19 protein-coding genes are annotated in these 20,504 nt (G+C 59.0%); 16 read left to right on the top strand and 3 right to left on the bottom strand.

The features are described from left to right. Positions 1–50: 50 nt before the first annotated feature. Together RRU01S_RS10485 and RRU01S_RS10480 are read left to right on the top strand one after the other, a co-directional pair. Complete coding sequence (locus RRU01S_RS10485) at positions 51–1,898, top strand: DNA polymerase III subunit gamma/tau (RefSeq protein ID WP_234936128.1); 1,848 nt, start codon at positions 51–53, stop codon at positions 1,896–1,898. 21 nt (positions 1,899–1,919) lie between these two features. Further along, positions 1,920–2,243 carry a YbaB/EbfC family nucleoid-associated protein gene (locus tag RRU01S_RS10480; RefSeq protein WP_045230203.1) on the top strand — a complete coding sequence of 108 codons (324 nt, stop codon included), beginning with the start codon at positions 1,920–1,922 and terminating at the stop codon, positions 2,241–2,243. A 6-nt stretch (positions 2,244–2,249) separates the two neighbouring features. Here the strand turns inward: RRU01S_RS10480 and RRU01S_RS10475 are convergent, their stop codons facing one another. Next, complete coding sequence (locus RRU01S_RS10475) at positions 2,250–2,864, bottom strand: MOSC domain-containing protein (RefSeq protein ID WP_045230253.1); 615 nt, start codon at positions 2,862–2,864, stop codon at positions 2,250–2,252. 55 nt (positions 2,865–2,919) lie between these two features. Here RRU01S_RS10475 and recR point away from each other — a divergent pair, with 55 nt between their 5' ends. The 10 genes from recR (at position 2,920) to RRU01S_RS10425 (ending at position 12,684) form a co-directional block, all read left to right on the top strand. Next, a complete protein-coding gene (recR, locus tag RRU01S_RS10470) occupies positions 2,920–3,525 on the top strand; it encodes a recombination mediator RecR (RefSeq protein WP_045230202.1) in 606 nt (201 codons plus the stop codon). Positions 3,526–3,572: 47 nt separating this feature from the next. Then, positions 3,573–4,838: a lytic murein transglycosylase gene (locus tag RRU01S_RS10465; RefSeq protein ID WP_045230252.1), complete on the top strand. Its 1,266-nt coding sequence runs from the start codon at positions 3,573–3,575 to the stop codon at positions 4,836–4,838. A gap of 205 nt (positions 4,839–5,043) precedes the next feature. Further along, positions 5,044–5,229, top strand: a complete 186-nt coding sequence (gene rpmF / locus RRU01S_RS10460; protein WP_003507205.1) for a 50S ribosomal protein L32 — start codon at positions 5,044–5,046, stop codon at positions 5,227–5,229. Positions 5,230–5,369: 140 nt separating this feature from the next. Next, positions 5,370–7,193 carry a sensor histidine kinase gene (locus tag RRU01S_RS10455; protein WP_045230201.1) on the top strand — a complete coding sequence of 608 codons (1,824 nt, stop codon included), beginning with the start codon at positions 5,370–5,372 and terminating at the stop codon, positions 7,191–7,193. Then, the gene (locus tag RRU01S_RS10450; RefSeq protein WP_045230200.1) at positions 7,190–8,554 is read left to right on the top strand and encodes a sigma-54-dependent transcriptional regulator; all 1,365 of its coding nucleotides are present in this window, start codon (positions 7,190–7,192) and stop codon (positions 8,552–8,554) included. The genes RRU01S_RS10455 and RRU01S_RS10450 overlap by 4 nt, the downstream gene beginning before the upstream one ends. 214 nt (positions 8,555–8,768) lie before the next feature. Continuing rightward, positions 8,769–9,752, top strand: coding sequence for a tripartite tricarboxylate transporter substrate-binding protein (locus tag RRU01S_RS10445; RefSeq protein ID WP_045230199.1), 984 nt, complete (start codon positions 8,769–8,771; stop codon positions 9,750–9,752). A 73-nt stretch (positions 9,753–9,825) separates the two neighbouring features. Then, entirely contained in the window at positions 9,826–10,287 is a 462-nt protein-coding gene (locus tag RRU01S_RS10440; RefSeq protein WP_045230198.1) for a tripartite tricarboxylate transporter TctB family protein, read from the top strand. 8 nt (positions 10,288–10,295) lie between these two features. Continuing rightward, positions 10,296–11,801 (top strand): tripartite tricarboxylate transporter permease, encoded by a 1,506-nt coding sequence (locus RRU01S_RS10435; protein WP_045230251.1) that lies wholly within the window; start codon positions 10,296–10,298, stop codon positions 11,799–11,801. 108 nt (positions 11,802–11,909) lie between these two features. Beyond that, positions 11,910–12,122: a SlyX family protein gene (locus RRU01S_RS10430; protein WP_042616170.1), complete on the top strand. Its 213-nt coding sequence runs from the start codon at positions 11,910–11,912 to the stop codon at positions 12,120–12,122. 10 nt (positions 12,123–12,132) lie between these two features. Continuing rightward, positions 12,133–12,684: a DUF924 family protein gene (locus RRU01S_RS10425; protein WP_045230197.1), complete on the top strand. Its 552-nt coding sequence runs from the start codon at positions 12,133–12,135 to the stop codon at positions 12,682–12,684. 76 nt (positions 12,685–12,760) lie between these two features. Here the strand turns inward: RRU01S_RS10425 and dnaJ are convergent, their stop codons facing one another. Next, positions 12,761–13,894 carry a molecular chaperone DnaJ gene (gene dnaJ / locus RRU01S_RS10420; protein WP_045230196.1) on the bottom strand — a complete coding sequence of 378 codons (1,134 nt, stop codon included), beginning with the start codon at positions 13,892–13,894 and terminating at the stop codon, positions 12,761–12,763. Positions 13,895–13,980: 86 nt separating this feature from the next. Continuing rightward, positions 13,981–15,885, bottom strand: a complete 1,905-nt coding sequence (gene dnaK / locus RRU01S_RS10415; protein ID WP_045230195.1) for a molecular chaperone DnaK — start codon at positions 15,883–15,885, stop codon at positions 13,981–13,983. 351 nt (positions 15,886–16,236) lie between these two features. Here dnaK and RRU01S_RS10410 point away from each other — a divergent pair, with 351 nt between their 5' ends. The 4 genes from RRU01S_RS10410 to RRU01S_RS10395 all read left to right on the top strand — a co-directional run bounded on the left by RRU01S_RS10410 (position 16,237) and on the right by RRU01S_RS10395 (position 20,487). Further along, positions 16,237–17,994, top strand: coding sequence for an alkaline phosphatase (locus tag RRU01S_RS10410; RefSeq protein WP_045230194.1), 1,758 nt, complete (start codon positions 16,237–16,239; stop codon positions 17,992–17,994). Between the two features lie 93 nt (positions 17,995–18,087). Then, positions 18,088–18,552, top strand: coding sequence for a hypothetical protein (locus RRU01S_RS10405; RefSeq protein ID WP_108722605.1), 465 nt, complete (start codon positions 18,088–18,090; stop codon positions 18,550–18,552). Between the two features lie 2 nt (positions 18,553–18,554). Beyond that, positions 18,555–19,235: an ABC transporter ATP-binding protein gene (locus RRU01S_RS10400; protein ID WP_045230193.1), complete on the top strand. Its 681-nt coding sequence runs from the start codon at positions 18,555–18,557 to the stop codon at positions 19,233–19,235. Between the two features lies 1 nt (position 19,236). Beyond that, a complete protein-coding gene (locus tag RRU01S_RS10395) occupies positions 19,237–20,487 on the top strand; it encodes an ABC transporter permease (RefSeq protein ID WP_045230192.1) in 1,251 nt (416 codons plus the stop codon). Positions 20,488–20,504: the final 17 nt, after the last annotated feature.

Below are 20,504 nucleotides of genomic sequence, written 5' to 3'. Positions count from 1 at the left end.
CGGGCACCAACCCAATCCATGGCGAGGCGATGAGCGAAACCGGAACCAATATGCCCCAGACCAAAGAGCAGGGTACAGGTTACCGGGTTCTGGCGCGAAAGTACCGCCCGAAAGACTTTTCCGATTTGATGGTTGGTCAGGAGCCGATGGTTCGCACGCTGACCAATGCGTTCGAGAGCGGTCGTATTGCGCAAGCCTACATGCTGACCGGCGTTCGCGGCGTGGGCAAGACCACGACGGCCCGTATTCTGGCGCGTGCGCTCAACTACAAGACCGACGAAATCGACAAGCCAACAATCGATCTGCGTATTCCGGGCGAACATTGCCAGGCCATCATGGAAGGCCGCCATGTCGATGTGATCGAGATGGATGCTGCCTCTCATACTGGTATCGATGACATCAGAGAGATTATCGAGCAGGTGCGTTACCGCCCGGTGTCCGCACGCTACAAAGTCTACATCATCGACGAAGTGCATATGCTCTCGACGCAGGCCTTCAACGGTCTGCTGAAGACGCTGGAAGAGCCGCCGGAACATGTGAAGTTCATCTTCGCAACGACCGAAATCCGCAAAGTCCCGATTACCGTTCTGTCGCGTTGCCAGCGGTTTGATCTGCGTCGCATCAGCGCTGCCGATCTCGTCGGCCTGTTTACCGCCATTGCAGCAAAAGAAGGTTTCGAGGCAGAGCCGCAGGCGCTGGCCATGATCGCCCGTGCAGCCGAAGGGTCCGCGCGTGACGGTCTGTCTCTACTGGATCAGGCCATTGCCCATGGTGGCGGGCATGTCGAAGCCGATGCCATCCGCGGCATGCTGGGCCTTGCCGACCGCGCCCGTATCGTTGATCTGTTCAACCACGTGGTGAAGGGCGATGTCGCCTCCGCCCTGGAAGAGTTTACCGGCCAGTATGAGGCGGGTGCCAATCCGGTCGTGGTCCTGAACGACCTTGCCGATTTCACCCATCTCGTCACCCGCATGAAATATGTTCCTGACGCAGCCGACGATCCATCGCTGTCTGAGGTCGAGAGAGTGCGGGGCGCTGAGTTCGCCGACACGATCGCGGTTTCTGCACTGTCTCGCATCTGGCAGATGCTGTTGAAGGGTATTCCTGAAACGGAAAATGCCTCACGTCCTGCCGGTGCCGCCGAAATGGTGTTGATCCGGCTGTCCCATGCCGCAAACCTGCCGGCACCAGAAGATGCTGCCCGTCGTCTGCTGGAGCTTTCCAATGGCGAAGGCGGTGCATCCAGCAACGGCGCACCATCCGGCGGCGGCAATGGTGGCGGTGCGCGCGCCTACGGCTCGACGCAGGCCGTCGCCTCCGCTCAAGTTTCGCCACAACGCCAGACATCGCCGCAGCCGACCACCATGCTGCGCACCGTGCCAGACAGCCGCCCGCAAGAGATGCAGGTCGCAACCCCAAAGCCAGAGGAGCGTCCGGAGCCCAAGGTTCCGGTCAACTCCTTGAGTGATATCGTTGATCTCTGCGCCAAATTCCGTGACCCGATCCTGAAAGCCAGAGTGCGCAATTTCGTCCATCTCGTGCGGCTGGAACCTGGGCGCTTCGATCTGCGGCTCGGTGAAGGTGCGCCCGGCTCGCTTCCCGGTGAAATCGGCGTCAAGCTCAAGGAATGGACGGGCATCCACTGGATCGTCTCCATCAGCAAGGAACAGGGCGAGCCCACGCTTGTGGAAGCCGAAGGCAATGCGCGCGAAGCCCGCTTTGTCGATGCGCGCCAGGACCCGGATGTTGCCGCCATTCTGGCGCAGTTTCCTGGAGCCAAGATCACGGACGTTCGCATTCGCGCACCGCTCGTGGATGACGTCGAAGAGATCGCACCGCCATCCGTCGCCGAATCCAGCGACGGCGACATTCTGCCGGGCGACGACATAGAATTCTAAGAACAAAAGAGGAGTTTCGACATGCGTGACATCATGGGCATGATGGGCAAGGTCAAGGAAATGCAGGCCAAGATGGAGAAGATGCAGGAGGAGATTGCTGCACTCGAAGTCGAAGGCACGTCCGGTGGCGGTCTCGTCACCGTCAAGATGAGCGGCAAGGGATCGCTGCTCGGCGTCAAGATCGATCCGTCGCTTCTGAAGGAAGACGAAATCGAAATCCTCGAAGATTTGCTCGTGGCCGCCCACAACGATGCCAAGCAGCGTGCCGAAGCCGTCACCGCTGAAAAAACACGTGACCTGACCGCCGGTCTGCCCATCCCACCCGGTATGAAGCTTCCATTCTAATCGTCTTCAGACTTGCAGCATGGCCCTGAAACGGCTGGCAAGCGGGGTGGTGAGATAATCATCTCGCTCCGCTTGCGACAGTCTTGATGGCCTGAACCGTTGAAGAATGACGGGAATGGGCAGTTTGGTGCCCTGATAGGCCCCAAATGTCACGGCCTCCTCGGCAGCGATCATCCCGCCTTTCAGCACGCGACAATAAAAGCCTGGCTGTCCCGCCTGTTTGAAGCGGGGCGCAAAATTCGGGTCTCCAATCCGGGCCGTCAGCGTCGCGCAGGGAATGCGGGCAGCGGTCACTTCCAGCTCCACCTCCGCTGCCGTCAGTCTGTCGCCCACATGCATCCTGGCGCTGTCGATTCCGTCGATCACGAGGTTCTCCCCGAAAAATCCGGGTTCGACGGCAAATCCCAATTCACGCGACCAGAAATCGAGATCGACGGAGCCCATCACGTAAAGGGCCTGATCCGGCCCGCCATGGTGCTTTTTGTTGCAAACGGCATCGCTGACGATCCCCTCGCGGTCGACAAGAACCGGACCTTGCACGGGATGTTTAAAAATTCCGGTTTTCGAGGTTTTGCCGGGCAGGATTTTAGCATCGGCCCGGCAGATGGCGCGTATTTTCATGGGATGCTTTCCGCTTGTGATTCCCGTTATGACATTTATGCAGTAGAAAGCGCTCATGGCAAAACGAGTCACCGGCCCCGAAATTGAAAAACTCATCCAGCTCCTGGCAAAAGTGCCAGGGCTTGGTCCCCGTTCGGCCCGCCGCGCAGCACTGCATCTGATCAAGAAGAAAGAGCAGCTGTTGGGCCCGCTTGGCCACGCCATGGGTGAGGCCTATGATAAGGTGAAGGTGTGCTCGCGCTGCGGCAATGTCGATACCATCGATCCCTGCACCGTCTGCACCGATGATCGCCGCGACCAAGCCATTATCATCGTGGTGGAAGACGTCTCCGATCTCTGGGCCTTGGAACGGGCTGGCGCGATGAACACCGCCTATCATGTTCTGGGCGGCACGCTGTCGCCGCTGGACGGCGTGGGCCCCGAGGACCTGAACATCAAAGGCCTGATCGAGCGCGTCAGCGAAGGCGGCATCCGCGAACTCATCATCGCCGTCAACGCCACCGTCGAGGGTCAGGCGACGGCGCACTACATCACCGACCGGCTGAACGATCTCGGCGTCAAGATCACCCGTCTCGCCCATGGTGTACCGGTGGGCGGCGAGCTGGATTATCTCGATGAAGGCACGCTGACGGCAGCGCTCAAGGCGCGAACCGTCATCTGATGCACCAAGTCGCGCTGCCCTGCCTGTTGATTGAAAAAGGAAACCGAATGCGCGTGAAAACAATCGGCCTCATCGCCGCCGCTGCCCTATCGCTTCTGTCGGCGAATGTGACGCTTGCGCAAACGGTACCAACAGGCGCGGCCGCTGCACAATATGATGCCGCTTTCAATGCGTGGCTGAAGCAGGATATCTGGCCGGAAGCCCGCAAGGCCGGTATTTCGCAAAAGACGATCGAGGCCACGCTGACGGGTCTGTCCATCAACTGGAAACTGCCCGATCTCGTCATTCCCGGTCAAAAGCCACCCAAGGAACAGGCGCAAAGCCAGGCGGAATTTGCCTCGCCCGGCGCCTATTTTTCCGAACAGCGTTTGCAGGGGCTGGCAGCCACGGGCCGTTCGCTGGTCGCAACCCATGCCTCAACGCTCAAGCGCATCGAGGCGACCTACGGCGTTCCCGGCAACATCCTTATCGCCGTCTGGGGTCGCGAATCCGGCTTCGGCCGCGCGAAGCTGCCCAATGCCGTCATCGATGTGCTGGCGACGAAAGCCTACACCTCGACGCGCAAGGAAATGTTCCGTGCGGAACTGATCGACGCGTTGAAGATCGTCGAAAGTGGCGATATTCCGGCCTCCAAGATGATGGGCTCGTGGGCAGGCGCGCTGGGCCAGCCGCAATTCATGCCCTCCAGCTATCTCAAATATGCCGTCGATTTCGATGGCGACGGTCATCGCGACATCTGGAACTCGGTGCCGGATGCGCTTGCATCCATAGCCAACTATCTGTCCAAGCGCGGCTGGCAGCGCAACCGCGACTGGGGCTTCGAGGTTTCCATACCAGACGATGTATCGTGTGCACAGGAAGGTCCCGATCTGGCGCGCCCCGTGGCAGACTGGCAGAAGATGGGCATTCGCCGCATCTCCGGAAAAGCCTTTCCCTCCAATGATTTGAGCGCAGATGGGATGATGCTGGTTCCGGCCGGACGCAACGGTCCGGAATTCGTGGTGACGCCGAATTTCTACGTCATCAAGGAATACAACAACTCTGATCTTTATGCCCTCTTCATCGGCAATCTGGCAGATCGCATCGCTTATAATGCCGGGCCGTTTCAGGCCAAATGGAGCGATGTCGGCTCCATGCTGCGCTCCGACGTGCTCGCCATGCAAAAGGCACTGGTTGCCAAGGGTTACGATGTCGGAAAGGCCGATGGTCTCGCCGGCTTCAAGACCCGCCGGTCGCTGGGTGAATGGCAATCCAAGAACGGCATGCGGCCGACATGCTTTCCGCAAGCGTCGTTGAAAGCCAGGCTGAAGTAGTGTAGAGCATCGGTTGATTAAAGTTGGCGTCACGGTCGCGACGCAAAAGCCTCATCAGCCCCATATCGAAAAAATATGGGGAAGGGCTGGTCAAAGCCAGATGAGGCATGTATAAGCGCGCCAAAATTCAGATATAGAAACATGTGACATTCGGCCTGGGTCCTGGCTGGTTCCCGTGTTTCGCCGCTTCAGTGGAGTTACACAAATGGCAGTACCAAAGAGAAAAACAAGCCCGTCCAAGCGTGGCATGCGTCGTTCGGCCGATGGCCTGAAGTCTGCAACCTACGTTGAAGACAAGAACTCCGGCGAACTTCGCCGCCCACACCACATCGACCTGAAGACAGGCATGTACCGTGGTCGTCAGGTTCTGACACCGAAAGAAAGCGCATAATTTTTAGCGCAGTCTTTGATTGACGAATAAGCCGGCCTTTAGGTCGGCTTTTTTGTTTTGTCCGCACGCAGTTCGATCCCGCTTGGAAAATTCAGCGCCTCCACTTAGACTTGCACTTGGGAATGTGGAGGGGGAGATCGGTGACATATCGCTGGATCGGTATCGTGCTTGTTTGCTTGGGGCTTGGCGGTTTCGCCTTGACCAGAGGCAGCGATCTGGTTGCTGAAAGCTATTTCGATGAAGTGGCAGCCCAAGGCGGCACCACGCTGCGGCTGGCGGTCTCCGCGCTCGGCGGCCATCTCAGCCGCTATGAGCCGCTGCCCGCGCTGATGGCGGATCACGATGATATCGAGGAGCTCGTCGCGCACCCGGAAGATCAGTCGTTGCGATTGCGCGCCAATATCTACCTCAAATCCATCAACGATCTGCTGAAATCCTCCGACATCTACATCATGACGCTGGATGGCGAGACGATTGCGGCTAGCAATTATGATGGTCCGGCCAGCTTCGTCGGCCAGAATTTCAGCTACCGCCCGTATTTTCAGGATGCCGCCAAGGGCCAGCAGTCGAAGTTCTTCGCGCTTGGCACCACCTCGCACAAACGCGGTTATTACTTCGCCTCACCGATTCTCTTCAACGGAGACATCAAGGGCGTCATCGTCTTCAAGGTCGATATCGAAGGCATCGAGGCATCCTTCGGAAATGGCGAAAACCGGATTTTCGTCAACGATCCCGAAGGCATCATCTTCATGACGGGGACGCCGGAATGGCTTTACGCGGCCATCCAGCCGCTCACCCCCGAACGCATTGCCAAGACTGAAAGCTCGCGTCGCTATTCCGACGCCAATTTGAAGCCGCTCGACCTGACACGCGGCACCTTCGGCGCCCATGACATGATGACGATCCGCGAGGGGGAGCAGGACAAGGAGTATCTTTTCCTCTCCCAACCGATGCCGGATGCGGGCTGGACGGTCAATGTGCTGATGGACACCAGTTCGGTGCGCACGCAGGTGAAGACCACGATGATCGCCGTCGTTTTGTGCCTCTGCCTTGCCGGTGCACTGGTTGCTGCCATGTTGCAACGGCGCAAGAGCCTTCAGGACAGGCTCATACATCAGGCAGAAGCGCAGGCCGAGCTTGAGCGACGCGTGGAGGAGCGCACCGCCGATCTCGCCCGGGTCAATCAGGATATCAAGCACGAGATAGCCGAACGGCGGCAGACGGAAAAACGCCTGCGCAAGACCCAGAAGGATTTGATCCAGGCGGGCAAGCTGGCGGCGCTCGGGCAAATGTCGGCGGCTCTCTCCCACGAATTCAATCAGCCACTGGCTGCGGCCAAGACCTATGCCGAAAGTGCTGCGCTACTGATCGAGCGAGGGCGGGTCGAGGAAGCGACCAACAACCTCAATCGCATCTCGGTCCTGATTGATCGGATGGCGGCGATCGGCAAGCATCTTCGCAATTTTGCACGAAAGCCCAACGAGAAGCTGGGGCCGGTTTCTCTCGATGCCGTGGTCAGCGATACGCTGGAGATCGTCAACGCCCGGCTGAAGGCAGCCGATGCCGTGCTGGATGTCAATTTCGCGCGCTCACCTCTTCAGGTGAAGGCCGGGCCTGTCAGGCTTCAGCAGGTTCTGGTCAACATCATTTCCAACGCTGCCGACGCCGTTGAAGGCCTGAGCGACCGCCGCATCCACCTGACTGCCCGCCGCGAGGGCGACAAAGTCATCCTTTCCATCCGTGACCACGGCCCCGGCGTTCCACTCGCCATCATGGAGCGTATCTTCGATCCTTTCTTTTCCACCAAGGGCGTCGGCAAGGGCTTGGGCCTTGGGCTGTCCATCTCCTACAACATCGTCAAGGATTTTGGTGGGCGCTTGAGTGTGACCAACCTGCCGGAGGGCGGAGCCCGGTTCGACATCGAACTGGATGCAGAAGCACCGATGGAGATTGCGGCTGAATGACCTCTTCCCGTGTGCTGCTGATCGACGATGAAGAAGACCTTCGCCTCTCCACCGCGCAGGCGCTGGAACTGGCCGGTCTTGACGTCGTCACCGTCGACAATGCCGACCATGTTTTTGAGCTGATCGGCTACAGTTTCGATGGCGTCATCGTCAGCGACATCAGGATGCCCGGCATGGATGGCATGACGCTGTTGCAAAAGGTGCGCGAGCTGGATGCGGAAATCCCCGTGATTCTGGTCACCGGCCATGGAGACGTACAGCTTGCCGTCAGCGCCATGCGAAACGGCGCCTATGACTTCATCGAAAAGCCGTTCAGCGTTCAATATCTCGCAGGCATCATCAAGCGCGCCATAGACCGGCGCTCGCTCGTCCTGGAAAACCGCCGCCTGCGTGCAGTCGCAGGCAAGCGCGACGATCTGGAGACGCGCCTGCCGGGCCGCACGCAGGTCATGGTCGATCTGCGCTACCGCATCCGCGCCATCGGTGCGGCGGATGCCGATACCCTCATCATCGGAGACACCGGTGCCGGCAAGGAAGTCGTTGCCCGCGCTCTCCACGATGTCAGCGCCCGCGCAGACAAGCCCTTCGTCGCCATCAATTGCGCCGCCTTGCCGCAGCATCTCATCGAAAGCGAATTGTTCGGGCATGAGGCGGGTGCCTTTCCCGGTGCGCTGCGCCCGCGTTACGGCAAGTTCGAACATGCCCGTGGCGGCACCGTGCTGCTGGATGAAATCGGCTCTATGCCCTTTGACATGCAAGGCAAGCTGTTGCGGGTGCTGCAAGAGCGTACGATCACCCGCCTTGGCTCAAACGAGACCGTGGAACTCGATGTGCGCTTCATCGCGACCAGCAAGGCTGATCTGGCGCAAGAGGCGCTGGCGGGTCGCTTTCGGCAGGATTTGCTCTACCGGCTGAATGTCGCGACCGTGCATGTGCCATCGCTAGCGCAACGTCGCTCCGATATCCCGCTTCTCTTCCTCCAACTCGTGAGGGAGGCGGCGGCACGTTATGGCCGGGATGATCTCGATGTTCCCTCCGATATCGTCTCGACACTTGCCATGCAGGAGTGGCCCGGCAATGTGCGGGAACTGCGAAATGCGGCAGATCGGCTGGTGCTGGGGCTTGATGGCAGTGCCGCCGATGGGGCGCAAACGGCATCGGAAAGTGCCGCAAGTCTTTCGGACAAAGTCGCGGAGTTCGAAAAATCCGTTCTGGCAAGAGCGATTGCACTCCACAAAGGCAACCTCAAAGCTGTCTACGAGACGCTCGGAATATCGCGCAAGACGCTTTATGAAAAAATGCAAAAGCACGCGCTGACGAAACATGGCCTGGTCGATGAAGACCTGAAAACCCTGCCCTGAACCTTTGCCTCTATTGCGATGGGTGGATTTCCACCCATTGATGATGTCGAATGTTTCGCTTTCCACCCATTATGCCCATGTATCGAGGGCTTTTCTTCTGCGTTGCTCTGCCCGGCATTGCGCCAACGCCGACACCGATTGCAAATAACCTCACCCCGACCGGCGCAATAGGAGTGCGACGGTCGATGAGGCCATATTTCATCGGGAGAAAAAGATGAAAATTCTGAAAACCGTCACAGGTGCCGTGGCTGCTGCCGCCGTATCGCTGTTTGCTCTGTCCGCCGCCGCGCAGACCTATCCGCAGCGCAACATCACCATGGTCGTTCCCTTCGCCGCCGGTGGCCCGACCGATACGGTTGCCCGCCTCGTTGCCGAATCCATGTCGAAGGATTTGGGCCAGCAGATCATCGTGGAAAATGTCGGTGGTGCCGGTGGCACGCTGGGTGCAGGCCGCGTCGCATCCGCTGATGCGGATGGCTACACCGTCCTTCTCCACCACATCGGCATGGCGACCAGCGCCACGCTCTACCGCAAGCTGGCCTACAACACGCTCGAAGCCTTCGATTATGTCGGCCTTGTCACCGAAGTGCCGATGACCATTCTGTCGCGCAAGACGCTTGAGACAACCGATCTCAAAGGCCTGATCGAATATGCCAAGGCCAACAAGGACACGGTCACAGTGGCCAATGCGGGCATCGGTGCGGCCTCGCATCTGTGCGGCATGCTGTTCATGAGCGCGATTGAGACACCGCTCGTCACCGTACCTTACAAGGGGACAGGTCCGGCCATGACCGATCTTCTCGGCGGCCAGGTCGATATCATGTGCGACCAGACCACCAACACCACCAAGCAGATCCAGGGCGGCACCGTGAAGGCCTATGCGGTGACGACACCAAAGCGCCTGGACGTGCTGCCGAATGTACCAACCTCTGCTGAAGCCGGTCTGCCGGACTTCGAAGTTGGCGTCTGGCACGGTATCTATACGCCAAAGGGCACGCCCGCCGAGATCAACGAGCGCCTGTCCAAGTCGCTTCAGATCGCGCTGAAGGACCCCAATGTCGCAGCCCGTTTTGCAGAGCTGGGCACCACGCCATCGCCTGAAGCCGATGGCACGCCTGCGGCGCTGAAGGCGAAGCTCGAAAGCGAGATACCACGCTGGAAAACGGTAATCGAGGCCGCTGGCCAATACGCCGACTAAGTCTGCGCGCACGCAATCGACCGGTGGTGTTTCCATGCCACCGGTTTTCACTCGCCAGCGGGGGGACACACACATGAAATCACTTTCTTTCGACGCAACAGAGGCGATTTGTGGCGCCTTTTTCATTCTGCTCGGCATTTTCTTTGCCTGGCAATCCTACGGGCTGGAACTGGGAACGGCATTTCGCATGGGCCCCGGCTATTTCCCGCTGGTGCTGTCGCTCATCCTCGTCGGGCTCGGCACACTCATCCTCGTGCGGGCTGGCAAGGTTCAGGGCGAACCGCTCGGCCCCATCGCGTGGCGTGGTATTTTCCTCATTCTGCCAGCACCGATCTTCTTCGGCATGACGGTGCGTGGGCTTGGTTTCGTCACGGCACTCTTCATCAGCGCACTGATCGCATCCTTTGCATCGCATAAGATGAAACCGCTGATGGCCGTCATTCTGTCCATCGGCATCACCATCTTTTCCGTCGCAGTCTTCGACTACGGTCTTGGTCTGCCCTTCCAGCGCTTCGGCCCCTGGCTCAATTTCTGAGGTGCATGATGGAACTGTTCAATAATCTCGCGCTGGGTTTTTCCACCGCAACCTCTATCGACAATCTGTTCTTCTGCCTCATCGGAGTGCTGCTGGGCACCCTGATCGGCGTGTTGCCCGGCATCGGTGCCACGGCAACCATTGCCATGCTGCTGCCGATCACCTTCCAGCTGGAGCCGGTCTCTTCGCTCATCATGCTCGCGGGTATCTACTACGGCGCGCAATATGGCGGCTCGACCACGGCGATCCTCATCAACATGCCGGGCGAATCCTCGTCCGCCGTCACCGCCATCGATGGCTACCAGATGGCGCGCAAGGGCAAGGCGGGCGTGGCACTTTCGGTCGCAGCACTCGGCTCGTTCTTCGCCGGCACGGTTTCGACTTTCCTCGTCGCCGTCTTTGCACCACCGCTGACGGCCATCGCTCTGGAATTCGGCGCTGCCGAATATTTCTCGCTGATGGTGGTCGGCCTCGTGTCCTCCATCGCGCTGGCCCACGGCTCCATCATCAAGGCGCTGGCTATGGTGGTCCTGGGCCTGCTCTTGGGTCTCGTCGGTACCGATATCTACAGTGGTACGCCACGCTTCACGCTGGGCATCCGCGAATATGCCGATGGCCTGAACTTCGTGGCCGTTGCTGTCGGTGTTTTCGGCATTGCTGAAATCTTAAGAAACCTCGAAAACGAAAAGACACGCTCCGTCTTGATGGCAAAGGTCAGCGGCCTTCTGCCCAGCAAGGAAGACTTCAAGCAGATGATCGGCCCCGTTCTGCGCGGTACGGCCATTGGCTCGGCGCTGGGCATCCTGCCCGGTGGCGGTGCGATTCTTGCGGCCTTTGCGTCCTACACGGTCGAAAAGCGCGTGTCGAAGCATCCGGAAGAGTTCGGCCATGGCGCTATCGCCGGTGTGGCTGGTCCTGAATCGGCCAACAATGCCGGTGCACAGACCTCGTTCATTCCGCTTCTGACGCTTGGCATTCCCGCCAACCCGGTCATGGCGCTGATGATCGGTGCCATGATCATCCAGGGCATCGTCCCCGGACCCAATGTCGCCACCGAACAGCCCGCTCTGTTCTGGGGCATCATCGCGTCCATGTGGATCGGCAACCTGATGCTAGTCGTCCTCAACCTGCCGCTGATCGGGCTGTGGGTGAAGCTGCTGACCATCCCATACTACGTGCTGTTCCCCATCATCATGGCCTTCTGTGCCATCGGGGTCTACAGCGTCAACTCCAACGTCTACGACCTCTATGCCGTCGCCTTCTTCGGGCTCATCGGCTATGCGCTCGTCAAACTGCGCTGCGAACCGGCACCGCTTCTGCTGGGCTTCGTTCTGGGGCCGCTTCTGGAAGAAAACCTGCGGCGTGCGATGATCCTGTCGCGCGGCGACGCGACGACCTTCGTCACCCGCCCCATCAGCGCAACGTTGCTCTTGATCGCACTGGCGGTTCTGGTCGTCGTCTTCCTGCCCAGTGTGAAGAAAAAGCGCGAAGAGGTCTTCCAGGAAGAAGACTGACCCACCATCACACCACGGAAATCATCAACGGCCGGGCTTCATGTCCGGCCTTTGTCTTGTTTGCGGGATATAAAGCTGGCAAAGCAGGGCATTGACGAGGAGAGACCCATGGCCGACGACAGCGAAAACCGTATCATTGCGCTCGAAGAGACCGTGGCGCATCAGGCAAAGACCATCGAAGAACTGTCCGATCAACTGACAGAGCAGTGGAAAGTCGTCGAGCAGACCCGCGCCAAGCTGGATCGGCTGACCGACAGGTTCCTGAACCTCGAGGAACAATCGCTCGAAGCCCCCGCTATTACCAAGCCACCGCATTATTGAGGAGAGCGCCATGAGCAAAGGCATCGCTACGTCCGCTTCTGACGTTATGGCGTTTTGGAAAGATGCCGGACCCGAAAAGTGGTTCGACAAGGACGCCCAATTCGACGCGACGTTCCATGATCGTTTCCAGGATTTGCATTTCGCAGCCGCACGGCGCGAGTTGGAGACATGGTTCGAGGACGCGGAAAGCAGTCTTGCGCTGCAGTTGCTGCTGGACCAGTTTCCCCGCAACTGCTTTCGCGGCACGGCGCATATGTATGCGACAGACCCGCTCGCCCGCCGCTACACCCAAGAGGCCCTGCGGCGCGGCCATGACAAGACAATCGATCCAGAGCTTCCCATCTTCTTCTATCTCCCTTTGATGCATTCGGAAGACCTCGAAGACCAGCATCTATGCTGCAAGCTGTGCGAACCTCTGGGCGAGCGTTATCTGCCTTTTGCCATCGAGCATCGCGACATCATCGAACGCTTCGGTCGCTTCCCGCATCGCAACGATATTCTTTTGCGAGAGAGCACGGCGGATGAAAAACGCTTTCTGGAAGAGGGCGGGTTTGCGGGCTGATCTGGCCTGACATTACCGCATAAAAAAGCCGCGCATTCTTTTCGAAGCGCGGCTTTTTTTTGACGTTTCGACAGCATCAACCGTCGAAGAATTCCTTCATCCGGGCGAAGAAGCCGGTGGATTCAGGGTTGTTGTCCTTGGACGACAGTTCATCGAATTCCTGCAACAATTCCCGCTGACGCTTTGTCAGCTTCTGCGGTGTTTCGATCTGAATCTGGATATAGAGATCACCCTGCTGCGCAGACCGCAGAACCGGCATTCCCTTACCCTTCAGACGGAACTGCTTTCCGGCCTGCGTGCCCTCAGGCACCGTCACGCGCGACTTCGTGCCATCCAGCGTCGTCACATCGAAGGTGCCGCCAAGGGCCGCCGTCGTCATCGAGATCGGCACGGCGCAGTAGAGATCGGCCCCGTCACGCTGGAAAAACTCGTGCGGTCGCACCGACAGGAAGATGTAGAGATCGCCCGAGGGGCCACCGCGCATGCCTGCCTCGCCTTCGCCCTGAAGGCGAATGCGCGTACCGTCTTCGATACCGGCTGGAATATTGACCGACAACGACCGCTCTTCCGTCACACGGCCCTGACCATGGCACTTCACGCAAGGATCGGTGATCGTCTGGCCGCGACCGTGACAGGTCGGGCAGGTGCGTTCCACCGAGAAGAAACCTTGCGCCGCACGCACACGACCGGAGCCCTGGCAGGTGGCACAGGTCTTCGGCTGTGTGCCGGGTTTTGCGCCGGAACCGGTGCAGACGTCGCAGGTAATCGAGGTCGGCACACGGATTTGCGCCGTCTTGCCCGCGAAGGCCTCTTCCAGCGATATCTCCATGTTGTAGCGCAGATCGGCGCCGCGTTCGCGGCCGCCGCTGGAGCGACGCGCACGTCCGCCACCCATCATCTCGCCGAAGATGTCTTCGAAGATGTCGGAGAAACCACCGCTGGCACCGCCGCTGAAGCCGCCGCCCGCATTGCCCATGCCGCCTTGCTCGAAGGCCGCGTGACCGAAGCGGTCATAGGCGGCCCGCTTCTGCGGGTCTTTCAGTGTCTCATAGGCTTCGTTGAGTTCTTTGAATTTCTTCTCAGACTCGGCGTCACCAGGATTCTTGTCCGGATGATATTTCATCGCGAGTTTGCGGAAGGCGCTTTTCAGCTCTTTTTCGTCAGCTGTCCTGCCGACGCCAAGTGTTTCGTAAAAGTCTGCTTTCGCCATTAATTAACAAGCCCCGGAAATGGATTTCCGGCTGCACGAGGCAGCCGGATTTCAGTCAAGCATCAATTGGAGTTCAAGAGCCACGCTTATGCGGACTTCTTGTCGTCCTTGATTTCCTCGTAGTCTGCATCGACCACGTCATCCTTGTGACCTTCGGCAGCGCCTTCGCCGCTTTCAGCCTGCTGGGCTTCGTAGACGGCCTGACCAAGCTTCATGGAGACTTCCATGAGGGTCTGAGTCTTGGCCTGAATGTCGTCGGCGTCAGGCTCGGAGGCCTCAACCGATGTCTTCAGCGCAGCGATCGCATCTTCGATGGCCTTGCGGTCCGTTTCAGAAACCTTGTCACCATACTCCTTGACCGATTTCTCGGAGGAGTGGATCAGGCTTTCGGCCTGGTTCTTGGCTTCCACACCGGCACGACGCTTCTTGTCGGCTTCGGCATTGGCCTCGGCGTCCTTCACCATCTTGTCGATGTCGGCGTCGGACAGACCACCAGATGCCTGGATGCGGATCTGCTGTTCCTTGCCGGTGCCCTTGTCCTTGGCCGAAACCTGCACGATGCCGTTGGCGTCGATATCGAAGGTGACTTCGATCTGCGGAACGCCACGTGGCGATGGTGGCAGGCCGACGAGGTCGAACTGGCCGAGAAGCTTGTTGTCCTGCGCCATTTCGCGCTCACCCTGGGAAACGCGGATGGTCACGGCAGACTGGTTGTCTTCGGCTGTCGAGAAGGTCTGGCTCTTCTTCGTCGGGATCGTCGTGTTACGGTCGATCAGACGGGTGAAGACACCACCCAGCGTTTCGATGCCGAGCGACAGCGGTGTTACGTCGAGAAGCAGAACGTCCTTCACGTCACCCTGCAGAACACCGGCCTGAATGGCGGCACCCATGGCAACCACTTCATCCGGGTTCACACCCTTATGCGGCTCCTTGCCAAACAGCTGCTTGACGACTTCCTGAACCTTCGGCATGCGGCTCATACCACCGACGAGAACGACTTCGTCGATCTCGGCTGCGGTGACTCCAGCATCCTTCAAGGCTGCCTTGCACGGTGCAACAGTACGCTGAACCAGGTCATCGACCAGGCTTTCGAACTTGGCACGCGTCAGCTTCAGCGTCAGGTGCTTAGGACCGGTTGCATCAGCGGTGATGAAGGGCAGGTTGATTTCGGTCTGCTGCGAAGAGGACAGTTCGATCTTTGCCTTTTCGGCAGCTTCCTTCAGGCGCTGAAGCGCAAGCTTGTCGCCCTTGAGATCAATGCCCTGATCCTTCTTGAACTCACCGGCCAGATATTCGACCAGACGCATGTCGAAGTCTTCACCGCCAAGGAAGGTATCGCCATTGGTGGACTTCACTTCGAACACGCCGTCGCCGATTTCCAGAACGGAAATATCGAAGGTACCGCCGCCCAAGTCGTAAACGGCAATCGTCTTACCTTCCGTCTTGTCGAGGCCATAAGCCAAGGCAGCTGCGGTCGGCTCGTTGATGATGCGCAGAACTTCAAGACCAGCGATGCGGCCTGCATCCTTGGTGGCCTGACGCTGTGCGTCGTTAAAGTAGGCTGGAACGGTGATAACGGCCTTTTCGACCTTCTCGCCGAGATAGGATTCGGCCGTTTCCTTCATCTTCTGAAGAATCATGGCGGAAATCTGCGAAGGGGAGTAGCCCTTGCCCTGTGCCTGAACCCAGGCGTCGCCATTGTCGCCCTTGACGATCTCGAACGGAACGAGGCCCTTGTCCTTTTCGACGGTCGGATCTTCGTAACGGCGGCCGATCAGGCGCTTGACGGCAAACAGAGTGTTGGTCGGGTTGGTGACGGCCTGACGCTTTGCAGGCTGGCCGACCAGACGCTCGCCATCGTCGCTGAATGCAACCATGGAAGGGGTCGTGCGTGCACCTTCCGCGTTTTCAATAACTTTGGTGTCCTTGCCGTCCATCACTGCAACGCAGGAATTGGTCGTGCCAAGGTCGATACCGATTACTTTTGCCATTTTTCTTCTCTCCTTGAAGCGAGTTGTCGGAACCCCGGGAGGCATTCCACTGACAACTCCTTGACTTGGATGGTCTTCCGGTTTTGTCAGCATTTCTGCTGGTCTGCGGGGTATATAAGGAGCGATTTTTCAGGCTGCAAGGCGATAGCGCCGATGAGAGGTGCAAAAATATGGAAATGAAGCCTTCATAATCGAATGAGGCACATCCAAGCGCCCTGAGAGCGTCCGAATACAAGAAATATGAGGGTTTGGGTGTTCGCGGCAAATCCGTGAAAACCGTCACGTCTCTGTCATGGGCGGTCCTTATAGGCGAGTATATCTTCAACCCAACACCCATCCCGCGAGGTTCCCATGCGCAAATTTCTCGCGCTGCTTGTCACAACCACCGTTCTTGCAGGTGCCGCACAGGCCGCCACCGTCTATCCCCTGGATCGCGCGACGATTCTGTCCGGCTCGCCTTTTGATTTCAAAGTCGAGTTCAAGACAGTCGTAAAGCCCGAAGATGTCAAGATCACGGTCAATGGTCAGGATTACAAGACCCTCTTCGGCTCCGACGTGACGTTCACGGCAGAAGAAAAGGGCAAGGAAGACAAGGTTCTCGGCTCTGCCGTCATTCTGCGCGGCCTCAAGATTGCCAAGGCCGGCGATTACAAGGTCGAGGTGTCCGCCGGTTCCGAAACCAAAAACGTCACATGGACGGTTTACGGCACCCCTGAAACGCCAAAGGCCAAGAACATCATCTTCCTGCTGGGCGATGGCCTGTCTGTTGCGCACCGCACGGCGGCCCGCATCATGTCCAAGGGCATGACCGAAGGCAAGGCGAACGGCCGCCTCAACATGGACGAGATGGACCGCATGGCCTTCATCGGCACATCGTCTACGGAAGCTGTCGCAACCGATAGCGCCAACACCATGTCGGCCTATATGACCGGCCACAAGACCGCTGTGAATGCACTGGGCGTTTATGGTGACCGCACGCCTGCAAGCCTTGACGACCCAAGGGTCGAAACGATGGCAGAAGCCCTGCGTCGTCAGACCAAGAAGTCGATCGGCATCGTCACAACGTCCGAATTGCAGGACGCGACCCCTGCTGCGGTTGTTTCCCACACCCGCAAGCGCGCCGACAAGGCCGAAATCACCGGCATGATGTTCGATGTGAAGCCCGACGTTGTTCTGGGCGGCGGTTCGGCCTACTTCCTCGGCAAGGACACCCCCGGTTCCAAGCGCAAGGACGACAAGGACTATATCAAGCTGTTCAAGGATGCCGGTTACACGCTGGCCACCGACAAAAGCGAGCTGGAAAAGGCCGAGGGATCCAACACCGGCAAGCTTCTCGGCCTGTTCCACCCCAGCAATATGGACACCGTTCTCGACCGCAACTTCCTCAAGAAGGGCACCGTCGACAAGTTCCCGAACCAGCCGGGCCTCGTCGACATGACGAAGGCGGCCCTTGGTGAACTGTCCAAAAATCAGGACGGTTTCTTCCTGATGGTCGAGGCTGCCAACATCGACAAGATGTCCCACCCGCTGGATTGGGATCGCGCTGTCATGGAAACCATCGAATTCGACAAGGCCATTGGCGTTGCCCGCGAATTTGCGGCCAAGAACCCGGATACGCTGATCGTCGTCACCGGCGACCACACGCACGGTGTCTCCATCATCGGCACCGTCGATGACGACAAGCCGGGCGATGAAATGCGCGCCAAGGTCGGCACCTATGCCGAAGCCGGTTTCCCGAACTACGAAGACAAGGACGGCGATGGTTATCCTGACCGGATCGACGTCAGCCGCCGTCTGTTCCTGAATGCCAATAATGGTCCTGACCATTACGAAACATTCCGTCCAAAGATGGATGGTCCTTTCGTTCCGGCCATCCAGAACGAGAAGAAGGAATATATCGCCAACGAAGCCTATAAGAATGTACCCGGTGCCGTCTTCGTCCAGGGCAACATTCCAAAGGATGGCGATAGTGGCGTTCACGCCGTCGACGATATCGTTCTCCAGGCCACAGGCCCAGGCTCGGAAGAGTTCAAGGGCTATATGGAACAGAGCGACGTCTACCGCGTGCTGGCGGATACATTTGCGCTCGGGGCAAAGCAGACGCAGTAAATACGACGGTTGTTGACAACGATCCGGCTCGCGACCTGCGGGCCGGATTGCCGCGTTTTAGAACAATCCGGACAGGTCGAATCGGAGATCGTCATGGCGCATCCTTCCCACATGCTGACACGCAGACAGTCGCTTCAACTCGCCAGTCTGGCCATGTTGTCGCTGAGTGCTCGCCAGGCCGCTGCCGCGCCGTCGCAGCTCACCTTTGATGAGATGTATGGCAAGGTGGGCGTGCTGGGGCTGGAGTTTTCCGATAAACTCAAGCAGTTGTCCGGCCAGGAAATCCGCATGAAGGGCTTCATGGCCCCACCGCTGAAGGCAGAAGCCGCCTTTTTCGTACTGACGGAAATTCCCATGGCGCTTTGCCCCTTCTGCTCGTCGGATGCCGACTGGCCCGATAATATCGTCGTCGTCTACCTCTCGGAAAAACAGACCTTCGTTCAGCCGAGCACCACGATCGAGGTTACCGGCGTGCTGGAACATGGCTCCTGGACAGACCCGGAAACGGGTTTCGTCAGCCTCGTGCGCATCCGCAACGCAGAATATTCGGTATCGTAAACATGCTGTCTTTGACCATATCCGGCCTGGCGGTCTCCTATCCCGGACTTGCAACGCCGGTCTTGTCCATCGACGCTTTGAGTGTCGCAGCCGGTGAGATGATCGCGATCACAGGGGCGTCCGGTTCGGGCAAAAGCACCTTCGTCAATATCATCACCGGGTTGGAACGGGTTCGCGAGGGCAAGGTCGTCTGGAGCGATCAGGATATCGCCGGCTTGAGCGAGACAAGACGAGATCGCTGGCGCGGCGAAAATGTCGGGCTGGTCATGCAGGAGTTTCATCTTCTGCCTGGCCTGTCCGCCATCGAAAACGTCCTGCTACCGGTTCGCCTCAGCCGCGTTATGTCGGGTGACTACGGCAAGCGTGCCGCGGCATTGCTCGAAAAAACCGGTCTCGGCAGGCCCGATCAGACCATCGACACCATGTCGCGCGGCGAGATGCAGCGTGTGGCGATTGCACGCGCGTTGCTGCGAAAGCCCGGTGTCATCGTCGCCGATGAGCCCACCGCGAGCTTGGACCCCGACAATGGCGAGGCCATCGGCCGCCTGCTGGTCGATCTGGCGCGGGCAGACGGCACGACACTCATCGTCATCACCCATGACAGGCTGTTGGCGCAACGCTTCGACAGCCGTCTGGAACTTGCCAATGGCCGTATCCTGACCGATACCGCCGGGAACCCGTGATATGATCCGTTTTATCCTCTCCGATCTAAAACGCCTATGGGCCGGTTCTCTGGTGGTCGTGTTGCTGGTGTCGCTCGCCACAGCGCTCGGCGTCACGGTCACCTTGCAAGAACGCGCTTTGCGCCTGGGAACCGCGCGCGCCGCCGACAAGTTCGATCTCGTGATCGGTGCTGCTGGAAGCGAAACGCAGCTGGTTCTGTCCTCGGTCTTCCTTCAGGCCGCGCCCTTGCCGCTGGTCAGTGGCGAAACGCTGGCGTCCTTGGCCAAAGACCCGCGCGTTGCATGGGCAGGGCCGGTTGGCTTCGGAGATTCCTTCGCCGGCTACCCAATCGTCGGAACGACGACCGCGCTGATCAACAATACTTCCGGTGGCTTTTTGGAAGGCCAGGGCTTTGCCGACGGCGAGGATGCCGTCATCGGGTCCGCAGTCGATCTGCCCCTCGGCGCGGACATCAAGCCGATGCACGGAACGGCAGAGGAGGGGGGCCACACGCACACCGAAATCGTCTATCATGTGCAGGGTCGCCTGAAGCCCACAGGCACCCCCTGGGACCGCGCCATTCTGGTGCCGATCAGCTCCGTCTGGCACATTCACGGCATGGAAGCGCACGAAGATGGTCATGATCACGCCCATGAAGGGCAAGAGCACGCGGCGGAGGAGCATGAGGCTCATGCCCACGAAGAGGGCGGGTTGAACGAGACCTTTACGACTGAAACACCCGGCGTGCCCGCCATTCTGGTCAAGCCGAAAACCATCGCCGATGCCTATAAGCTGCGCCAGCAATACCGGCAGGGCAACACGCTGGCGGTGTTTCCAGGCGAGGTGCTGACGAAGCTCTACGCCACACTGGGCGATGCGCGTCAGGTTCTCTCCGTCGTCGCCATCGGTGCGCAGGGGCTGGTGGGTGCGTCCCTCATTCTCGTGACATTGACGCATATCGTCCAGCGACGAAAACAGATCGGGGCCTTGCGCGCGTTCGGCGCTCCGCGGTCCTCCATCTCGCTGATTGTCTGGACGGAGCTGTTTACGCTCTTTGCCACAGGCATCGCGCTGGGCTTTGCCATCGGTTTCGCTGCCGCAAAGATCATCACCGGCATGCTGGTCGCCAAAAGCGGGGTGGTCATGCCGGTGGAATTTGCCAGGGCTGATGCGACTCAGGCTGCGGTGCTGCTCATCGTTGCCGCTGGTCTGGCAATCTTGCCCGCATGGCTCGCCTACCGCCAGTCACCGGCAGAGGCGCTTCGCGGCTAAGCGCTAGCGGCTCGCTG

The organism is Agrobacterium rubi TR3 = NBRC 13261, assembly GCF_000739935.1.
In the GTDB taxonomy this organism is placed as follows: Bacteria; Pseudomonadota; Alphaproteobacteria; order Rhizobiales; family Rhizobiaceae; genus Agrobacterium; species Agrobacterium rubi.
Note: the sequence above shows the minus strand (reverse complement) of the source record. Positions and strands in the feature narration are given on the sequence as shown.

Coding starts and splice junctions, on each gene's coding strand:
- RRU01S_RS10485 (WP_234936128.1), top strand. CDS start 51: ATGCCCCAGACCAAAGAGCAGGGTACAGGTTACCGGGTTCTGGCGCGA.
- RRU01S_RS10480 (WP_045230203.1), top strand. CDS start 1,920: ATGCGTGACATCATGGGCATGATGGGCAAGGTCAAGGAAATGCAGGCC.
- RRU01S_RS10475 (WP_045230253.1), bottom strand. CDS start 2,864: ATGAAAATACGCGCCATCTGCCGGGCCGATGCTAAAATCCTGCCCGGC.
- recR (WP_045230202.1), top strand. CDS start 2,920: ATGGCAAAACGAGTCACCGGCCCCGAAATTGAAAAACTCATCCAGCTC.
- RRU01S_RS10465 (WP_045230252.1), top strand. CDS start 3,573: ATGCGCGTGAAAACAATCGGCCTCATCGCCGCCGCTGCCCTATCGCTT.
- rpmF (WP_003507205.1), top strand. CDS start 5,044: ATGGCAGTACCAAAGAGAAAAACAAGCCCGTCCAAGCGTGGCATGCGT.
- RRU01S_RS10450 (WP_045230200.1), top strand. CDS start 7,190: ATGACCTCTTCCCGTGTGCTGCTGATCGACGATGAAGAAGACCTTCGC.
- RRU01S_RS10445 (WP_045230199.1), top strand. CDS start 8,769: ATGAAAATTCTGAAAACCGTCACAGGTGCCGTGGCTGCTGCCGCCGTA.
- RRU01S_RS10440 (WP_045230198.1), top strand. CDS start 9,826: ATGAAATCACTTTCTTTCGACGCAACAGAGGCGATTTGTGGCGCCTTT.
- RRU01S_RS10435 (WP_045230251.1), top strand. CDS start 10,296: ATGGAACTGTTCAATAATCTCGCGCTGGGTTTTTCCACCGCAACCTCT.
- RRU01S_RS10430 (WP_042616170.1), top strand. CDS start 11,910: ATGGCCGACGACAGCGAAAACCGTATCATTGCGCTCGAAGAGACCGTG.
- RRU01S_RS10425 (WP_045230197.1), top strand. CDS start 12,133: ATGAGCAAAGGCATCGCTACGTCCGCTTCTGACGTTATGGCGTTTTGG.
- dnaJ (WP_045230196.1), bottom strand. CDS start 13,894: ATGGCGAAAGCAGACTTTTACGAAACACTTGGCGTCGGCAGGACAGCT.
- dnaK (WP_045230195.1), bottom strand. CDS start 15,885: ATGGCAAAAGTAATCGGTATCGACCTTGGCACGACCAATTCCTGCGTT.
- RRU01S_RS10410 (WP_045230194.1), top strand. CDS start 16,237: ATGCGCAAATTTCTCGCGCTGCTTGTCACAACCACCGTTCTTGCAGGT.
- RRU01S_RS10405 (WP_108722605.1), top strand. CDS start 18,088: ATGGCGCATCCTTCCCACATGCTGACACGCAGACAGTCGCTTCAACTC.
- RRU01S_RS10400 (WP_045230193.1), top strand. CDS start 18,555: ATGCTGTCTTTGACCATATCCGGCCTGGCGGTCTCCTATCCCGGACTT.
- RRU01S_RS10395 (WP_045230192.1), top strand. CDS start 19,237: ATGATCCGTTTTATCCTCTCCGATCTAAAACGCCTATGGGCCGGTTCT.